We start from the raw sequence: 17,588 nt of genomic DNA on the forward strand, positions 1-17,588 counted from the left end.
TCTTAACTTAGCATTTATTGGACACGTTGACCACGGAAAATCCACTTTAGTTGGACACTTATTATTAAAAGCTGGTGCAATCGCTGAACAACAATTAGATGACGGAGAAAACAAATTCAGATTTGTTATGGACAAATTAGGAGAAGAAAGAGAAAGAGGAGTAACTATCGATTTAGCTCACCAAAAATTCTCCACCAAAAAATACGACTACACTGTAGTAGACTGTCCTGGACACAGAGACTTCGTTAAAAACATGATCACTGGTGCTTCCCAAGCAGACGCTGGTGTTTTAGTAGTTGCAGCAGACGACGGTGTAATGCCTCAAACTAAAGAACACGTGTTCTTATCCAAAACTTTAGGTATCAACCAATTAATCGTTGCAATCAACAAAATCGACTTAGTTGATTACTCAGAAGACAAATACAACGAATTAAAAGAAGAAGTATCAAACTTAATTAAAACCGTAGGATTCAACCCTGCAGACGTACCTTTCATTCCATTATCTGCATTCGAAGGGGACAACATTAACGATGCATCTCCTAACACTCCTTGGTACAAAGGTGACAACTTAATTGATGCATTAGACAAATTAACCCCACCTGAAAAACCTACCAACTTACCTTTAAGAATTCCTATTCAAGACGTCTACTCCATTACTGGTGTAGGAACCGTACCTGTAGGAAGAGTTGAAACTGGTGTAATGAAAAAAGGTGAAAACGTTATCTTTGAACCTGCTGGAGCTTCCGGAGAAGTTAAATCTATCGAAATGCACCACGAAGTATTCGACTCCGCTGAACCTGGTGACAACATCGGATTCAACGTAAGAGGTGTAGGTAAAAACGATATCAGAAGAGGAGACGTTGCAGGACACACTGATTCCGCTCCTACTGTAGCTAAAGAATTCGATGCACAAATTGTTGTTTTACAACATCCTGGTGTAATTACCGTTGGATACACTCCTGTATTCCACTGTCACACTTCCCAAGTAGCATGTACTTTCTTAGAATTATCCAAAAAATTAAACCCTGCTACTGGTGCTGTTGACGAAGAAAACCCTGACTTCTTAAAAACCGGTAATGCAGCTATTGTAAAAATCAAACCTACCAAACCAATGTGTCTCGAAAACGCAAAAGAAATCCCTCAAATGGGTAGATTTGCTATCAGAGATATGGGTCAAACTGTTGCAGCAGGTTTATGTCTTAACATTACCCCAGCAAAATAAGTTTGTAAACAATAATTAGAAAGTATTTCATACTTTCTTTTCTTTTTGTTTTTTTGGAGGAGAATAAATGAATCAAGCAAGAATTAAGCTTACAGGAACTGATCCAGAAAAATTAGCATACGTATGCGATCAACTTAAAAAAATTGCTGAAAGAACTGGTGTTGACTTGTCTGGTCCTATTCCATTACCAACTAAAAAATTAGTTGTACCTACAAGAAAATCTCCTGATGGAGAAGGTAAAGCTTCTTGGGAAAAATGGGAACTCAGAATCCATAAACGTTTAATCGGTATTGGAGCTGATGAACGTGCTATGAGACAAGTTATGAAAGTTAATGTTCCTGATAATGTAAGTATTGAAATTGAACTTAAAGGATAAATATTTAGAATCCTTCTAAATATTCCTTTTCATATGCCGAGATAGTCTAGTCTGGTAAGGCGCAGGACTTGAAATCCTGTGAGGTTTCCCTCGCCTGGGTTCAAATCCCAGTCTCGGCGTTTTTATATCTATTTTTAAAAAAAGTTTTTTAATTTAATGTCTAATTCTTTTAAATTAGACACAATATCATTTTTATTTAACCCGTCTATTTCAGGTCTTTTTATCATTACTACTGCAATATCCTTTTCATTTGCAGCCTGTATCTTTTCGATTACTCCACCGATTTCTCCGCTTTCCTTTGTAATCATCACTGATGCATCATACTTTTCAATCAGTTCTATGTTTTCTTCAAGGCTTGCCGCTCCGGTCATTGGTATGATGTGGTCTTCGGGAATGTTCAGCCTTTCGCATTTTTCAAGGGAGCTTTCGACTTTTAGGATTCTCGGATAAAACCTTTCGAATGAAACGTGTTTCAGGATGTCTTCCATGGTGTTGGCTCCTGCAAAATGAAGCACATTTCCTTCAGTGAACCTTTTGCCTATAAGCTTTCCTGCATCGTCAAATGATTTTGCATAATGGAGGTTTGAAGTGTCGATGTCTTTGAGGTTGGTGGGAGGTCTTTCGAAGCGGATATATGCAAGGTTCAGCTCCTTTGCCATGCCTGAGCTGGTTTGGGTGATGTGTTCTGCAAAGGGATGGGTGGCATCGATGAGCAGATCTATTTCATTTTCCTCAACGGTTTTTATCAGTTCGTCCTTTGGAAGGGGACGTGCTATTGTATCGTCGCTTCCTCCCTCTTTTGCCAATCTTGCCCCATATTCTGTAGTGGTTGTTGTCAGAATGTATGCATCATAGTTGCTTTTTATGAATTCTATTATGTTTATTGAATCCTTGGTACCTCCAAGCAGCATTATCCTCATTTCATCACCTTATTCATTATCTTCTGTGTTATGAGTATTGTCGATGCCACAATCAGGATTAGCGCCCAATCGTAAAGGCCGATTGAGGTTGTTCTGAATACTGTCTGAAGTTGTTGTATGTATAAAATCAGCAGCTGCAGCAGGAATGATATTATTATTCCAAGGTATAGGAATTTGCTTGATTTTTCTGAGTTAGCTCTTCCGTTGAATGCATTGAACAGCTGATAGACTACAAAGAGTGTGAACGCAACTGTCATTGCCTTTCTTGTGGAAACTCCTTTTGATATTTCATATGTGAATACGCATATTGTTCCTATTGCCATTACTATGCCTAAAATCAATATCTGAAGCATTGTATTTTTGGTCAATATGTCTCCATTTTCAGGAGGCCTTTCCATAATGTCTTTTTCAGCGCCTTCAATACCGAGCATCTGTGCGGGAGGCCCATCCATTACTATGTTCAGCCATAGGAGTTGTGCCGGATTGAACGGAAGCGGCAGGTTAAGAAGAGATGTGCCGACGATTGTCAGTATTGCACCTACATTTGTTGAAACCTGATATTTGACGAACCTTTTGATGTTGTCATAGATTTTACGTCCGCCCTTGATTGCCTTTATTATTGTTGCAAAATCGTTGTTCTGCAGGATCATGTCGGATGCTTCTTTTGCAACGTCAGTTCCGTCGCCCATTGCAACTCCTATTGATGCTTTTTTGAGTGCAGGTGCGTCGTTTACTCCGTCTCCTGTCATTGCGACAATGTTGTCCAGTTTTTTGAGGGCTTCAACAATTCTCATTTTTTGTGCTGGCTTTACTCTTGCATAGACCTGTATCTTTGGTGCGAGCTTCAGATATTCTTCGTCGCTGAGCTCGTCAAGTTTTTTGCCTGTTATCACTTCGCCGTCAGTAAGAATTCCTATTTCCCTTGCAATTGCACATGCTGTCTTTTCATGGTCTCCTGTAATCATTACCAGGTCGATTCCTGCATTGACACAGTCCTTTACGGCCTGTTTCACGTCGGCTTTCGGTGGGTCAATCAGGCCAAGCATTCCCACAAATGTCAAATTCTCTTCGGGTGTTTCAATGCCGTTTGTCTTGTATGCGAAACCGATTGTCCTGAGTGCATGTCCGCTCATTTCTCCAATTTTTTCAACAATCATTTCCTTTGTTTCAACATCAATAATTTCAATACTTCCTTCCCTATCAATGTATTTGCACTTATCTAGAATTATTTCTGGAGCACCTTTGGACAAAACAATATTGTTTTCATCGTCCAGTCTATGTATAGTAGTCATCATTTTACGATTGCTGTCAAGTGGGATTTCATCAAGTCTCTCAAGTGATGAATCATGCTCTTTGCAGAATTTTAAAATTGCTCCATCGGTCTGGTCTCCAATGATTTTGTCATTGTCAAGGGCAGCATTATTGCACAATTTGCCTATAAGATGTGTTTTGTCCTTGTTTGTGTAGAAACTCTCGACTACGGTCATTTTGTTTTCAGTTAGGGTTCCTGTTTTGTCGCTGCAGATGACGGTACATGATCCCAATGTCTCAACAGACAGGAGCTTTCTGACTATCGCATTGGACTTTGCCATTTCTGACATTCCAAGAGCAAGGGTCAATGTCAATACTGCAGGAAGACCCTCTGGAATTGCCGCAACAGCCAGTGAAACGGCGGTCATAAATGTTTCGACAATAGGGATTCCCTTTAAAAACTCCATGATGAAAATGGCTATACACACAACGATTGCTATTGCTGATAATATCTTTCCAAGTTTTCCGACGCGCTTTGCAAGAGGGGTTTCATCGTCGTCCTCCTGGACGATTCCTGCAATCTTTCCGATTTCCGTGTTCATTCCAATATTTTCGACAACGCCTACGGCATTTCCTGAAATGATATTTGAATCCATGTAAACCCTGTCACTTGTCTGTTTGTTGACTGAATGTGATTCTCCGGTAAGCTGGGATTCGTCACAGTTTAAGGAATTGCTTTCAATCAGCACCAAGTCTGCAGGCACTTTGCATCCCTCTTCAAGGATTACAACATCTCCGACAGTTAGTGTTTTTGCATCGATTTCCTTAATCTGGCCGTCTCTTTTCACAACTGCATGCTTTGTTATGAAACCTTTAAGGCTTTCAATTGCCTTTTGGGATCGGTACTCCTGAATGAATCCCATAATCACGTTCAAAAGCACTGCAAGAATGATTACTCCTGCGTCAATGACGTCTCCAATTGCAAATGATGCTATTGCAGCGATTATCAAAAGCCCAATCAGGATATCCATGAACTGGGATAGAAACAGAATATACAATGGCGTAGGCGGCTTTTCAACAATTTCATTCGGGCCGTGTTCCTTTTGCCTTTTTTGAACTTCAGCTGAGCCAAGTCCGTCAAGTGATGTGTCGTATTTGGATAGTATGTCGCTCATCTTATCACCTTAAAATGTAAAAACTCGCTTTGTTGAAATTTTTTAATTTCATTTTGACCCTTCCGGTATTTAAATCTTCGTTTGTCAGCGGCTTGATGATGAGCTGGGAGTTTATCTCCTCTGCCAGCTTCACCAGATATGGCTGAAGTTCGCTCGGGGGCCTGATTGAATAAATCAAATCCACATCCCTGTACAAATCAAGGTTGGGATTTGTTATGTCGTCTTTTATTACTGTGGCATCTGCAGGCAGAATGTCTGTCCTTATGACGGTGATGTTGTCTTTCTTTTCCAGCGCATCGGCTACCTGGCTGAACTTTCCAACACCTACTTCCGCTATTTTCACGTTTTCCTCTCCGGATTCATTTAAAATGTATTGCGTGAAATCTTGCCACATGATTATCCTCAATTTAATATTGATTGGATAGACTATTAAAAATTTGGTATGGTTTTCTTTTTTTAGATAATATTAAATACATTGCCATTTATAATATTTTTTAGTATGAAAATTAGAAAGTTTGTTCCAAAAGATTTGAAGAGGGTTTTTGAAATTGAAAACATGTCGTTCGACCAATCCTATGGAATAAACATGTTCCAGCAGCTGTACAATATGGGCATAGGATTTCTCGTAGCTGAAGAGGAGGACTATGTCATAGGATATGTGATGTTCTGGATAAAATATGAAAATCAGGGCCATATCATCTCAATAGCTGTTGATAAAAACTATCGCCGGCTCGGAGCAGGAACCGAACTGCTTGTCAGGGCAATTTCAATTCTTTCAATGCTTAAAATCGATGCAATCTATCTTGAAGTTAGGCAGTCCAATACCGGTGCGGTCAAGTTTTATGAAAACTTCAACTTCATTAAGGACAGGGTGGTTCCGGGATATTATGAAAGCGGTGAGGCCGCCATCATAATGTACTTACCTCTGGATAGGGGTAAAGTTTCCCAAAAGTAAGGTTTTGTAATTGGTAATGATTTCCGGAGGAATTTTGCCTGTTGCAAAAAGTATTGTAAGAATGACAAGGTAAAACAGTATGATTGCAATTTGGATGTATCCGTGTTTTTTTGCAGACGGATCCTTTCTGGTAATCAGGTAAATGGCTATTATCAGGCCTATGATGCTTCCAAGAATGGCAAAGAAGTATCCGAGAAATATTATAAATCTGCTTGTTCTGCCGGTTTCCTGAACAGGGGCAGTTGCATACTCTTTTTGGATAACGATAGGTCCTATATTTTTTTGGTTTTCAATATTTCCTTTGAACAATAATGGTGAACCGCATTTTACGCAGTAATCAGCTTCTTCCGGGTTTTTATAGCCACATAATGGGCATGCGGTAGGGTCATGGCTGATTTCTGGAAATTCATATCCGCATTTTATGCAGAAGCCGTACATATCGTCGCCTGCTGTACCGCATTGTGGGCATCTTCTCATCATAGTATCACTTAAATATAATTAATAGCAATTGGTTAATAAATTTTTGTTTTCGGTTGTGTGATTTTTTCGAAGTCGTGTCTAGATAATTATATTAAACTTGCTTGAAATACTATTAATGTAGTCGGTTGATATTCATGATTGAAAAAATTGAGATTACCCAGAGATTTAATTTTAAGCGCCTGAATCGCCACTATGAATGCTTCACAATCGATTTTGCAAACAATATGGCATACTACAAAATTTCAGAACGTGGCAGCGGAGACAAGTTTTTGCAGGAAAACAGCCTCTGCGATGATTCATGGATAGACATCCTTGTTGATTTGAGGCGTAGCATGACCAGCGAGATAAGAACTTTCGATGACGAGAAAGCCGCAGGTTTCCTGCATGATTTTGAGGGTTTGAATCTCTTTAAGGATTATGTCTGCGAAGAGTTCTCATACTTTGAAAAGCTGGAAATGATTTATTCTTGTATCGTGATTATCTATTCAAGCGACAACTATGAGGAATATTCATTCAAAAACAATTTCCCGAAAAACTGGGTTCGTTTCGGTGAGCTTTTGAAGGATTTTTTCAATTTTGACGTTCTCCACCTCAACCATCAGAGATGCCTTGCAACACCTCTTTTTTTCGGAATTGAAAAGGATGGAGTTTAAAACGAACAGCTGATTTTGAACCTTCTGGAAAAGTATCACGTCTACATGTGGACTCAGGAGGAGTATCACATGAAATCGAAAGCCAGAGATCCCGAGGACCTTGAAGGATATGACTGGTATCTGGAGATGGTCTTTGAAGGGGATGTCATATGGCATCTGTTCGGATACAATGACTATCCCGACACCTATGTTCATCTTGCCCGTGATGTGATTGACATTACCGGCATGGACCTGCTTGAGATGAACACAATCGATGGGGAAAATATTAAATTATTTGAAAAATATGGAAACGATAAATTAGACTGATTTTTTCATTAATTATTTATATTTAAAAAAAGATATTTATTACTATTATATTAATTTAATTTTTATTAGGGATAACATGGCAGACGTATCATCAAAAGAATTATATGAGTTTAAAAAGACCTTGAAAGAATTGTCAAATAAAAGAGGTAGAGGTACAGAGCTTGTTTCCGTTTATATTCCACCAACTAAACAATTGAGTGATGTTGGTAAGCACATGAGAGATGAAATGGGTCAGAGTGCTAACATTAAGAGTAAACAAACAAGGAAAAATGTACAATCTGCAATTGCGGTTATTTTGGAAAGCATCAAATTATACAAGCAGCCTCCTGAAAGCGGTCTTGTTCTCTTTGTGGGAATGATTCCAAAAGGAGGTCCTGGTACTGAAAAGATGGAAAAATACATTATCGAGCCTCCAGAACCTGTTACAACTTACTGGTACAAGTGCAACAATGAATTTTTCGTTGAGCCTCTTGAGTTCATGATTGAGGAACGTGACGTCTATGGGGTTGCTGTAATTGACAGAAACGAAGCTACCTATGCTACATTGAAAGGTAAAAAGGAAACCATTCTTGGTCATTTGACCAGTGGAGTTCCAGGCAAGCACAAGGCAGGGGGACAATCCCAGAGAAGGTTTGACCGTGTAATTGAAGATCTGGCTCACCAATTCTTAAAGCGTATTGGAGACCATATGAATGAAGCTTTCCTTCCTTTGAAGGATGATTTGAAAGGAATCATTATTGGAGGACCCGGTTTTACCAAAAAAGATTTCTATGATGGGGAATACCTGCATTATGAACTTAAGGAAAAGGTAATAACCATTGTCGATACTTCCTACACTGGCGATGAGGGCATTCGTGAAGTAATTGCAAAATCTGCCGATGATTTGGAAAATCTTGATGTAATGCATGAAAAGAAACTTGTCCAAAGATTCATCAAGGAATTAACCAAGGATAAGGGTCTTTGCTCCTATGGTGAAAATGAAGTCAGGAACAACTTGATTATGGGTGCTGTTGACACTTTGCTTTTGTCTGAAGATTTGACAAGCATGCGCAAGGTTTTCACCTGTCCAAGCTGCGGCACTCAAAAGGAAGTCACAGTCAAAAACCAATCTGAAGCTGACGGCCTTAAGGAAAAATGCCCTAACTGTGGTGAAACCCTAAAAGAGGAATCTTCCATGGATCTGGCTGATGATTTCATTGAAAAAGCTGAAGAGATGAATACTGATGTTGAGTTTATTTCCACTGAAACTGAGGAGGGAATGCAGCTTTTCAGAGCTTTTGGTGGTATTGCTGCAATACTGAGGTATTATGTTGAATATTGATAAGTGTCCTGCTTATTGATATTATTTTTTTTCTTGTTTTCTTTATTTGTGTTGTAGAATGGAGGGTAACCTTCTTCTTCACGAATTTTGTTGATTATTCTAAAGAATATCTGTTTTTCTATAGGTATTTCATCATTTAAATCCCTGTATAGGGAGTACATGCACCTGTTTTTGTGCAAGTATGTTCTTTTCAATCTTTTGTATTGGGATTTGGATATTTTGGTTACTTTCATTTTTTCACTTTACATTTTGATATAAAAAACTAAATTTCATATGACTTTGTAGATTATTTTGTTAATTATGATATATATAATATTGTTGTTTTTTTATTTCTATATTATTTTGTTTAACAATTTTTTTCATATGTCTTTCTTTGTTCTAAATTTCATGGATGATCTGCTGTAATTCTGTACATTTTGGATGGGAGCATTCGGAATTTTTTGTTGGAAGTTAATTTCCGACTTTGTACATCATTTGATTATTTTCATTGGACAGTTTAAATCAATATCTTGAATCGCATATTTGATTTAACAATAATGTTGAATACTATTATAATTTGTTTAAGATTTTTATTATTTTCTTTGAATAATATTCTAATATTTAATTTAAAATTGAAAAATATTTAAATATTAGAAGGGTCATATAATATATTATATTGTTAAATAGGCCATTGCGCCAGGAATTTAATTCGAAAATTTATTTAATAATATGAAAAATTAATCTAAATATTAATTTGGAGGAATGTTTTTGTCATACGTAGATGATGTAATTGAAACTATTATAGCACAAAACCCTTCTGAACCAGAATTCCACCAAGCTGTACGCGAAGTATTGGAATCCTTAAGGGTTGTCATTGAAGAAAACGAAGAAGAATTCAAGAAAAACGCACTTCTTGAAAGATTAACAAACCCGGAAAGACAATTCAAATTCCGTGTTCCATGGGTAGATGACAACGGTCAGGTACAAGTTAACACCGGTTACCGTGTACAATTCAACGGTGCAATCGGACCTTACAAAGGCGGATTACGTTTCCACCCATCTGTAAATCTTGGTATTATTAAATTTTTAGGTTTCGAACAAATTTTCAAAAACTCCTTGACCGGACTTCCAATTGGTGGAGGAAAAGGTGGATCTGACTTTGATCCTAAAGGAAAATCCGACAGAGAAATCATGGCATTCTGTCAATCTTTCATGACTGAATTATGCAAATACATCGGAGCAGATACTGACGTACCTGCAGGAGATATTGGTGTAGGTGGCCGAGAAATAGGATTCTTATTCGGTCAATACAAAAGAATCAGAGGTTTATACGAAGGAGTATTAACTGGTAAAGGATTAACCTTCGGAGGATCCCTTGCAAGAACTGAAGCTACTGGATACGGATTATTATACTTCACAAACGCTATGTTAAAAGCAAACGACATTGACATTGCTGATAAAACCATTGTAGTGTCAGGTGCAGGTAACGTAGCAATCTATGCAATTGAAAAAGCTCAACAATTAGGCGGTAAACCTGTAACCTGTTCTGATTCAACAGGTTGGATTTACGACCCTGAAGGAATCGACGTAGAGCTCTTAAAAGAAGTAAAAGAAGTAAGAAGAGAAAGATTAACTGCATACGCTGAAGCAAGAGAAAGTGCTGAATACCATGAAGGAAAAGGCGTATGGACAGTAAAATGTGACATCGCTCTTCCATGTGCTACTCAAAACGAATTGCAATTAGAAGATGCTAAAACATTAGTTGAAAACGGCGTTTTAGCAGTTGCTGAAGGAGCAAACATGCCAACCACTATTGAAGCAACAGAATTCTTACAAGAAAATGACGTATTGTTTGCACCAGGTAAAGCATCCAACGCTGGTGGAGTGGCTACTTCCGCTCTTGAAATGTCTCAAAACTCAGAAAGATTATCTTGGACCTTCGAAGAAGTTGACGGTAGACTCCAAACTATTATGGAAACTATTTTCGCAAACGCTGCAGCTGCTGCTGAAGAATATGGCATGGACAAAAACTATGTTGCAGGAGCAAACATTGCAGGATTCAAGAAAGTAGTTGATGCTATGAATGCACAAGGAATCGTATAGATTTCCTTGTTTATTTTTTCTTTTTTTTAGTTTAATAATTTGTTATTTGATTATTGTATAATTTTTAACTTGTTTTGAATTAATTCAATAAGTTTGTAGTTTTATTTTGAATTTTTCGTAAGTAGGGTGGTATCGTATGGTTCATCCTGTTTTTTCATATCTGTGATTTTGCATACGGTCGCATTTCAGAAGTTAATATTTATTATTTTTTACTAAAGTAATATTAAATCTGTTTTATATTCAATTGAAATTAGTCAAATGTTTTTAATCATTAAATTGGGATGAATTTTCTTTTGTAATGTAAAATTAACTAAATGAAGGTAGTATTATGGATATTGAATATATTAAAGACAATTATAAATTTGAAACATTAACTGAAAAACATGATTTAAGTAATTTTGAATGTGGCTCTGATGATTTAAATGATTTTATTAAAAATGATGCATTAATCCAACAACAGGATAAAATAAATATCACTAAGCTAATCACTTGTGATGATGAGATAATTGGCTTTGTATCATTACTAACTGATACTATCCCTTTAAAGAATATTCGTGATGAAAATATTCGGTTAAAATTAAAACATCATTACAATGAAAATATTGAAAAAGTTCCCAAAAAGAAGCCATTGCCTGCGATAAAAATAGGAAGATTTGCAATTGATAAAAAATATGCAAATAATGGTTTAGGTTCACATATTCTCAGAAATGTCATAAACTCCATTAGGGAATTATCTGAAAATGATGTAGGTTTAAGGTTTATTGTTGTTGAAGGTTATGCCAGTGCTTATAATTTTTATGTAGTTCATAATCACTTTTCAAATTTAAAAAGAGACGATAAATTAATTAAAGAGAAGTTGGATAGGATTATTAAACAAAATCCTGAACAAACTTTTTATTTCTATCTTGATCTCAAGAAAAGTTAAAATAGAACTATTCTTTGAGATTCGCATTTTTTTCTAAATTCACGGTCTTCTCTGCTAGGAGGTTCATTCATTTTTCTTAAAAAGTCTCTAGCTTCTTTACCATATAATGTTGGAGTTTCACCAATAGGTTTTGCCATGTGCATTCTCCTCTGTGTTATTTAATATTTGTTTGTATTTTATCCTTTAAATAGTTTACATTTTCATGAAATGGGTAGATAATTATTTTTTTCAAGATTATGGAAATATTTATGTAGTATGGTTTTTTCAAAGCAATTTTACATGGTGAAAGCAATTTTTAAGGTTTAATGGGGATTTTTTAAGAGGCTATATTTTTTTGGAAGTAGGGTGGTATCGCCTAATTTCCACACAAGGAATCGTATAGATTTCATTGTTTATTTTTTTCTTTTTTAGGTTATTAACCATTTATTTGATTATTTACTAATTTTTATCTTATTTTTGATCATGTAGTTTCATTTTAAAATTTTTTCAGAAAATGCATCGTTATTTTCATCATTATATTCTATAATTTTTCTAATTTCTCTTTTTGATAAATCATAATTGTTTATTATATAATTTAATAATTCCATGTCTTGTTCTTCAGGTGAATAAAAATTTCTTATTTTAGATAGCACTGTCAAAAAGACCGTCCAATCATTTACCTTGAAAGCAAGGCTTAAAATTAACGGCAAATGGATTAAAAACAAATGGATAGTATTCAAGTTCAACGGCAAAACCTACAAAGCGAAAACCAATGCTTTGGGAATTGCACAAAAAACCTTTAAAAATAATTAATTGAAAATTTTGTACCACATCTTCAATATAATAAAAAAAGAGAATAACTCAAAGAGTTATTCTACGCTGCTGATTTTACTGGACATGTCTTCGGTGAAGTTCATTGTTTTGAATGAATCGTCGGTTGGAAGTATCATGTTGAATTCATGGATTTCATCAACCTGGCCTGACCCGTTAAAACCATTGAATCCTAATACGTGGCCTCCTTTGGTCTTGTCATCGGACAGGAAGTGAAGATGCCAGCCGTGCATGTTCAGTTCATTCATGTATTCTGGGAAGTATACTGCCACAAGTGTTCCTTTTTGGTCAGTGTGGTTGAATACCTTTTGGTCTACTGCTGCAACTTCTGTGAATTCCTTATATGGTTTTTCCTGTTTTTCAACGCTTCTGACGGTAATGTTTTTAAAATCACCTTTGATTTTGATTACGTACATGTTGTTTGTACCATATTTTTCGATTGTCTTGTTCAGCTGACCGGTCAAATCGTCAAAGTTTTTGGCGGTTATATTGTCTATTTTTCCATCCTCATCGAATTTGGTGATTGTAGCGAATGGCACGGTTTCGTTATCATTCATGACATTGATGCTTCCATCAGCTGCTGCCTGATAAACAACACCGTCTAAAACTATCATTTCACCGTTTACTCCTTCAAATGTTCCAAGACCGATGTCTCCATGTTTTTTAAAATCTCCTACTTTGACTACTCCGTCATATTCTCCATGCATGAAAGCCTGCATTAAAGATACCTGATACATTGAATCGTCTTTATTATTGTTTAGAAGCAATGGACTTTGAGCGCTGGCTGCTGAAACAGCAAGCAGACCAATTACAACCAATGCAAATACTATTTTTTTATTCATTAATATTTCCTCCTTTAAGTAATTAGATTTTTATTGTATCTGAATAATAAGTTTAATGTTTAAATATCGCTTTTTTCCCATATGCTTTTTTGTGCATTTAATAGGTATATTTATAAATTTCACTTTATAGAGTTAATAATGATGATTGAATATTTTAATCAGCGAAAACTGCATTAGATATTTGTTTGTTTAGAATAAAACAAGATTCTTATAAAAATATTTTGTCATGATGAAAATGGGAGAAAAAGCATGGGATACAAAAAAAGCTTAATCATGCTGGTGCTCGTCATATTCATATTTGGGGTGGCAAGCGTAAGCGCCAGCGATGTGAACGATACTATAGTGGCCGGTGAAGATACGGGTCAAATGGAATTATCTGCAGGTGATGAAATGACTGTGGATAATCTGCAAACAAGTGAAGAGAGCAATATATTGGCACAAACAGACAATGAAAAAACTGCGGGTAGAGTAATTGATTCGAAAACATTAACTGCCGGTGAAGAAGGCAACTATTCGCAGTTACGTGAAGAAATTGGAAGTGGCGGAGATAAAAACTTAACTAAAAGTTATTACAAGTATTATGCCGGTGAGAGTAGTTCCATTTCTATTAAAACTTCCGGAATTATCAATGGTAACGGTGCAATAATTGACATGGCAGGTTCCATTACTCCTGCATTTGTAGTAATGGCTCTTAATGTAACGATTAAGAACCTGACAATTATAAATTCAGTGTCTTCTGGTAATGGAGGTGCTATTTACTTCGGAAGTTCCGGTACAGTTGAAAATTGTACTTTTATTAACAATACTGCACATTCTAATGATGGGGGTGCAGTTTATTTTGGTGAGGGCACTACCGGTAGGATTATAAATTGTAATTTTATTAACAATACTGCAAAAGAACTTGGTGGTGCAGTTTACTTTAGGGGAGTAGGTGATGTGACAAACTGTACTTTTATTAACAATATTTACTAACATGGTTCCATCATCTTGTCAAGTTACGTTTGGAAAATCTGCTTATGCTAGGGTGATAAACTGTAATTTCATTAACAACACTGGCACGGCTATTACCGTTGATGATAAGGGTGTCGTGATGAATTGTAATTTTACTAATACATTTCCATCTGCATCAGAGGTTATTATTGTGGGTGGGGGTAATGTGACAAATTGTAACTTTGTTGATAACTCTGTAAAGATTGATATTATATCCATGAGTTGGGGTAATGTGGCAAACTGTACTTTTATTAACAACACTGCTGAGGAGAGTATAGCTTCCCTTAATAAAGCAAATACTGTGGCAAACTGTACTTTTATTAACAACACTGCTGGGGAGAGTACAGTTATCTTTATTGGATCAGGGGCCGTGACAAATTGCAATTTTACAGGCAATAATGCACCTGCAGGTTCTGCAGTTTATTTCCTTAGTGGGTTAGCCACTAAAATTGTTTCTAAGTCTATTTTCTTAAACAATAGGGCAAATGTGGATTCTAACACTCCTTTAAATGTAACTCTAAATGGAAATAATATTGAAATCATTTTCATGGGTCAGAATAATCTTTTAAATGCAATTTATTCTCGTGATGATGCTGAAGTTACCTTTGCCAATGTGACATATTGGGGTGCTGAAGGCATTACTAACATCACAAGTGCCACTTTGCCAGGATCCAACAGGGAAGCCGGTCAGAATATAACTGTCGGGGTGGTTGTTAATGATAAAATTGTTTTAGATAATGTGGTTCATGTCACAGATGCGAATGGTGAAATTGTTTTAAAAAATATAAATCTTGACGGCAATTATTTCATAAGAGTTCGCCATGATGAGGATTCATACTACACGGAAGCTGAAAAAATAGTCACAAACATGAAATTCAGCGTAAATGTTAATAATCAGACAACCAACAACAGAACAGTTAACATCACTGCAAAATCCAATATTATAAAAAATGATGTTATTCCTGGGGGATTAATGTTTATCCTACCGAATGGTACTCAAATTAATGCAAATTATGGTGGGAACGGACTCTGGTGGGCAGAACATACATTTGACAATTATACAACCTATCAGGTCAATGCAACATATATCGGATTGGACAATGTCTCTATCAGCAATGCAACAATAAATATTACTCGGGCTGATTCAAAAATAACATTGCATAATATTACTTTGGATTATGGTGAAAGCAGGAATGTTACTGTAGAAACTGTGGGAGCTACCAAAATTACTGCCAGTATCAATGGCACTAATGCCACTGTTTTAAATAATTTCACTATTCAGATTTCAGGTTTGGGCGCCGGCAATTACACATTGACCGTAACAACAGTACCTGATGACGATCACAATCCTGTTACAGAAACTGCTAAAATTACTGTAGATAAAGCATATGCTGGAATTACGGTTGACTCTGCAACTGTTGACATAAACGTTCTTGATGAAGTTCCTTCAGGAGCTACTTTGACTCCTGAAGATGCAGGTAACTTAACATACGTTTCAAACAATTCAAAAGTGGCAATAGTTGAAAATGGAAAAATCAAAGCTCTTGCCAAAGGTGCTGCTACAATTACAGTATCATTTGCAGGCAATGAAAATTATACTGCAGCTGTAAACAAGACTATTGATGTCACTGTTAATGTGCATGATGCCAGTGTCAATGTAACCAACTCCACTTTGCATTTATTTGTTGGTTATAACTTTACTATTGTTGCCACTACTGTTCCTAGGGATTTGAATGTAACATATGTTGTTGATAACTCTGGTGTTATCAGTGTTGACGAAAAAGGTGTTGTCACTGCATTGAAAAATGGCACTGATTCTATTACAGTTAAAGTTGGCGGCGATGGAGTATATGCTGAAAATTCAACCGCTGTTGCTGTTACTGTAAGTAAAGTACCTACCGAAATCACAGTTGATACTACTCCATTAGACTTGTTTGTTGGTGATGAGATTGTTATTGTTGCTGCTTTGACTCCTGCTGATGCAGGCAATGTTACTTTCACATCCAGTGATTATGATGTTGTTGATTTTGATTATGAAGGCAATGCTATTGCTCAAGGTAAAGGTCAAGCAATTATCACTGTTTCCTTTGCAGGAGATAATAAATATGCAGCTGCTGAAAACAAGACTATCATTATAAATGTTAGCTTGGGTAATGCTAGTGTCACTGTAGATAATGACACTTTGGATTTAAAAGTTGGTGAAACATCTGCAATTAATGCCACCAAACATCCTGACACAATAATGCTCGATATTACATATACATCCAGCAATAACTCTGTTGTGACTGTAGATAAAAAGGGTATTGTTACTGCTGTTGGCAAGGGTACTGCAATCATCACCGTTGAAGTGGGTGATGATGAAATCTATGCTAAAAATTCAACAAACGTCACTGTTACAGTAAGCAAGATACCAACAGAAATTACAATTGCAAATGCTACTGTTAACATGGTGATTGGAGATAAGGATGTTGACCTGGGCATTGGTTTAATGCCTTCTGATGCTGGTAAACCGGATTATATGTCCAGTGATTTGAGTGTTGTCGTTGTTAATGGTGACGGCACATTTACCGCTGTCGGTGACGGTATTGCAAATGTCACCGTTTCATTTGCCGGTGATGACAAGTATGCGGCTTCTGAAAGCAAAAATATCACTGTCATTGTTAGCTTGAAGGATGCCAGTGTCAGTGTAATTAATTCTACTGCGGATTTAAAAGTTGGAGATACATTCGCTATTGTTGCTACAACAGATCCAGCTGGTTTGCCTGTAGTTTATGTTCCTGATAACTCAGGTGTTGTCAGCGTGGATAAAAACGGTAAAATTACAGCTTTAAAAGCAGGTACTGCTGTTGTCACTGTTAAGGTCGGTGACGGTAAGGAATATGCCAGAAATTCAACTTCTGTCACCGTAACTGTATCTGAAAGTAAAATTTCTACAAAAATTGTCGCTTCTGCAGTTACAACGGTTTATAATGCCAATAAATATTTGATTATTACTCTAAAAGATGCCAGCGACAATCCGGTTAGTGGAGTTAAAATAACTGTTAATCTGAATGGTGCAAAAACATACACCACCAATAATAACGGTCAGGTCAAAATATCCACCAAAGGTTTGGCTCCTAAAACATACACTGCAAAGATAACATTCAACGGCAACAGCAAGTATGACAAGTCCGCTAAATCAGTTAAGGTCACTGTTAAAAAGGCAAATCCTAAAATGGTTATTCATCAGAGAACTTACAAGTTAAATGTTAAAGTCAAGGCGTTTGCAGTCATTTTAAAA

General features: G+C 36.5%; 19 protein-coding genes and 1 tRNA gene. 12 read left to right on the plus strand and 8 right to left on the minus strand.

The annotated features are described in order from the left end of the window. From tuf to QZV68_RS09575, 3 genes are all read left to right on the plus strand, one after another. Window positions 1–1,222: translation elongation factor EF-1 subunit alpha (gene tuf / locus QZV68_RS09565; RefSeq protein ID WP_296880780.1), on the plus strand; the 1,222-nt coding region annotated here is incomplete at its 5' end. 67 nt (window positions 1,223–1,289) lie between these two features. Next, a complete protein-coding gene (gene rpsJ, locus QZV68_RS09570) occupies window positions 1,290–1,598 on the plus strand; it encodes a 30S ribosomal protein S10 (protein WP_042691424.1) in 309 nt (102 codons plus the stop codon). Between the two features lie 35 nt (window positions 1,599–1,633). Next, a tRNA-Ser gene (locus QZV68_RS09575) sits at window positions 1,634–1,717 on the plus strand. 15 nt (window positions 1,718–1,732) lie between these two features. Here QZV68_RS09575 and cobK read toward each other — a convergent pair. From cobK to QZV68_RS09590, 3 genes are read right to left on the minus strand one after another with little or no spacing between them, the layout of a single operon-like run. Further along, window positions 1,733–2,518 carry a precorrin-6A reductase gene (gene cobK / locus QZV68_RS09580; protein WP_296880781.1) on the minus strand — a complete coding sequence of 262 codons (786 nt, stop codon included), beginning with the start codon at window positions 2,516–2,518 and terminating at the stop codon, window positions 1,733–1,735. Beyond that, window positions 2,515–4,944, minus strand: a complete 2,430-nt coding sequence (locus tag QZV68_RS09585; RefSeq protein WP_296880782.1) for a calcium-translocating P-type ATPase, PMCA-type — start codon at window positions 4,942–4,944, stop codon at window positions 2,515–2,517. The genes cobK and QZV68_RS09585 overlap by 4 nt, the downstream gene beginning before the upstream one ends. Before the next feature lie 4 nt (window positions 4,945–4,948). Next, a complete protein-coding gene (locus tag QZV68_RS09590; protein WP_296880783.1) occupies window positions 4,949–5,338 on the minus strand; it encodes a UPF0146 family protein in 390 nt (129 codons plus the stop codon). A gap of 105 nt (window positions 5,339–5,443) precedes the next feature. Here QZV68_RS09590 and rimI point away from each other — a divergent pair, with 105 nt between their 5' ends. Then, window positions 5,444–5,899, plus strand: coding sequence for a ribosomal protein S18-alanine N-acetyltransferase (gene rimI / locus QZV68_RS09595; protein ID WP_296880784.1), 456 nt, complete (start codon window positions 5,444–5,446; stop codon window positions 5,897–5,899). On the opposite strand, the gene QZV68_RS09600 is transcribed toward rimI, so the two are convergent. Continuing rightward, window positions 5,864–6,379, minus strand: a complete 516-nt coding sequence (locus tag QZV68_RS09600; RefSeq protein ID WP_296880785.1) for a zinc ribbon domain-containing protein — start codon at window positions 6,377–6,379, stop codon at window positions 5,864–5,866. The genes rimI and QZV68_RS09600 overlap by 36 nt on opposite strands. 134 nt (window positions 6,380–6,513) lie before the next feature. Between QZV68_RS09600 and QZV68_RS09605 the strand changes: the two genes are divergently transcribed. The 3 genes from QZV68_RS09605 to prf1 all read left to right on the plus strand — a co-directional run bounded on the left by QZV68_RS09605 (window position 6,514) and on the right by prf1 (window position 8,659). Next, entirely contained in the window at window positions 6,514–7,032 is a 519-nt protein-coding gene (locus QZV68_RS09605) for a hypothetical protein (protein ID WP_296880786.1), read from the plus strand. Between the two features lie 69 nt (window positions 7,033–7,101). Then, entirely contained in the window at window positions 7,102–7,338 is a 237-nt protein-coding gene (locus tag QZV68_RS09610) for a hypothetical protein (RefSeq protein WP_296880787.1), read from the plus strand. A gap of 76 nt (window positions 7,339–7,414) precedes the next feature. Further along, a complete protein-coding gene (gene prf1 / locus QZV68_RS09615) occupies window positions 7,415–8,659 on the plus strand; it encodes a peptide chain release factor aRF-1 (protein WP_296880788.1) in 1,245 nt (414 codons plus the stop codon). Here the strand turns inward: prf1 and QZV68_RS09620 are convergent. Continuing rightward, window positions 8,644–8,892, minus strand: a complete 249-nt coding sequence (locus QZV68_RS09620) for a hypothetical protein (protein ID WP_296880789.1) — start codon at window positions 8,890–8,892, stop codon at window positions 8,644–8,646. The genes prf1 and QZV68_RS09620 overlap by 16 nt on opposite strands. A 514-nt stretch (window positions 8,893–9,406) precedes the next feature. Here QZV68_RS09620 and gdhA point away from each other — a divergent pair. Continuing rightward, on the plus strand, window positions 9,407–10,741 hold the full coding sequence (gene gdhA, locus QZV68_RS09625; protein ID WP_296880790.1) for an NADP-specific glutamate dehydrogenase: 1,335 nt from the start codon (window positions 9,407–9,409) through the stop codon (window positions 10,739–10,741). A gap of 328 nt (window positions 10,742–11,069) precedes the next feature. Further along, entirely contained in the window at window positions 11,070–11,666 is a 597-nt protein-coding gene (locus tag QZV68_RS09630; protein ID WP_296880791.1) for an N-acetyltransferase, read from the plus strand. On the opposite strand, the gene QZV68_RS09635 is transcribed toward QZV68_RS09630, so the two are convergent. Both QZV68_RS09635 and QZV68_RS09640 read right to left on the minus strand, forming a co-directional pair. After that, window positions 11,663–11,803 carry a hypothetical protein gene (locus QZV68_RS09635; RefSeq protein WP_292783246.1) on the minus strand — a complete coding sequence of 47 codons (141 nt, stop codon included), beginning with the start codon at window positions 11,801–11,803 and terminating at the stop codon, window positions 11,663–11,665. The two genes, QZV68_RS09630 and QZV68_RS09635, sit on opposite strands and share 4 nt — an antisense overlap. A gap of 333 nt (window positions 11,804–12,136) precedes the next feature. Beyond that, window positions 12,137–12,304, minus strand: coding sequence for a hypothetical protein (locus QZV68_RS09640; protein WP_296880792.1), 168 nt, complete (start codon window positions 12,302–12,304; stop codon window positions 12,137–12,139). Window positions 12,305–12,326: 22 nt separating this feature from the next. Here QZV68_RS09640 and QZV68_RS09645 point away from each other — a divergent pair, with 22 nt between their 5' ends. Beyond that, window positions 12,327–12,458 carry a hypothetical protein gene (locus QZV68_RS09645; RefSeq protein ID WP_296880793.1) on the plus strand — a complete coding sequence of 44 codons (132 nt, stop codon included), beginning with the start codon at window positions 12,327–12,329 and terminating at the stop codon, window positions 12,456–12,458. Window positions 12,459–12,514: 56 nt separating this feature from the next. Here the strand turns inward: QZV68_RS09645 and budA are convergent, their stop codons facing one another. Next, a complete protein-coding gene (gene budA, locus QZV68_RS09650; protein WP_296880794.1) occupies window positions 12,515–13,318 on the minus strand; it encodes an acetolactate decarboxylase in 804 nt (267 codons plus the stop codon). A 249-nt stretch (window positions 13,319–13,567) separates the two neighbouring features. On the opposite strand from budA, the gene QZV68_RS09655 reads away from it, so the two are divergent. Both QZV68_RS09655 and QZV68_RS09660 read left to right on the plus strand, forming a co-directional pair. Then, window positions 13,568–14,290 carry a right-handed parallel beta-helix repeat-containing protein gene (locus QZV68_RS09655; RefSeq protein WP_296880795.1) on the plus strand — a complete coding sequence of 241 codons (723 nt, stop codon included), beginning with the start codon at window positions 13,568–13,570 and terminating at the stop codon, window positions 14,288–14,290. Between the two features lies 1 nt (window position 14,291). After that, window positions 14,292–17,588 (plus strand): Ig-like domain-containing protein (locus QZV68_RS09660; RefSeq protein WP_296880796.1); only part of this gene is annotated, 3,297 nt, incomplete at its 3' end.

The sequence above is a fragment of the uncultured Methanobrevibacter sp. genome (assembly GCF_902801725.1).
Classification (GTDB): Archaea; Methanobacteriota; Methanobacteria; order Methanobacteriales; family Methanobacteriaceae; genus Methanocatella.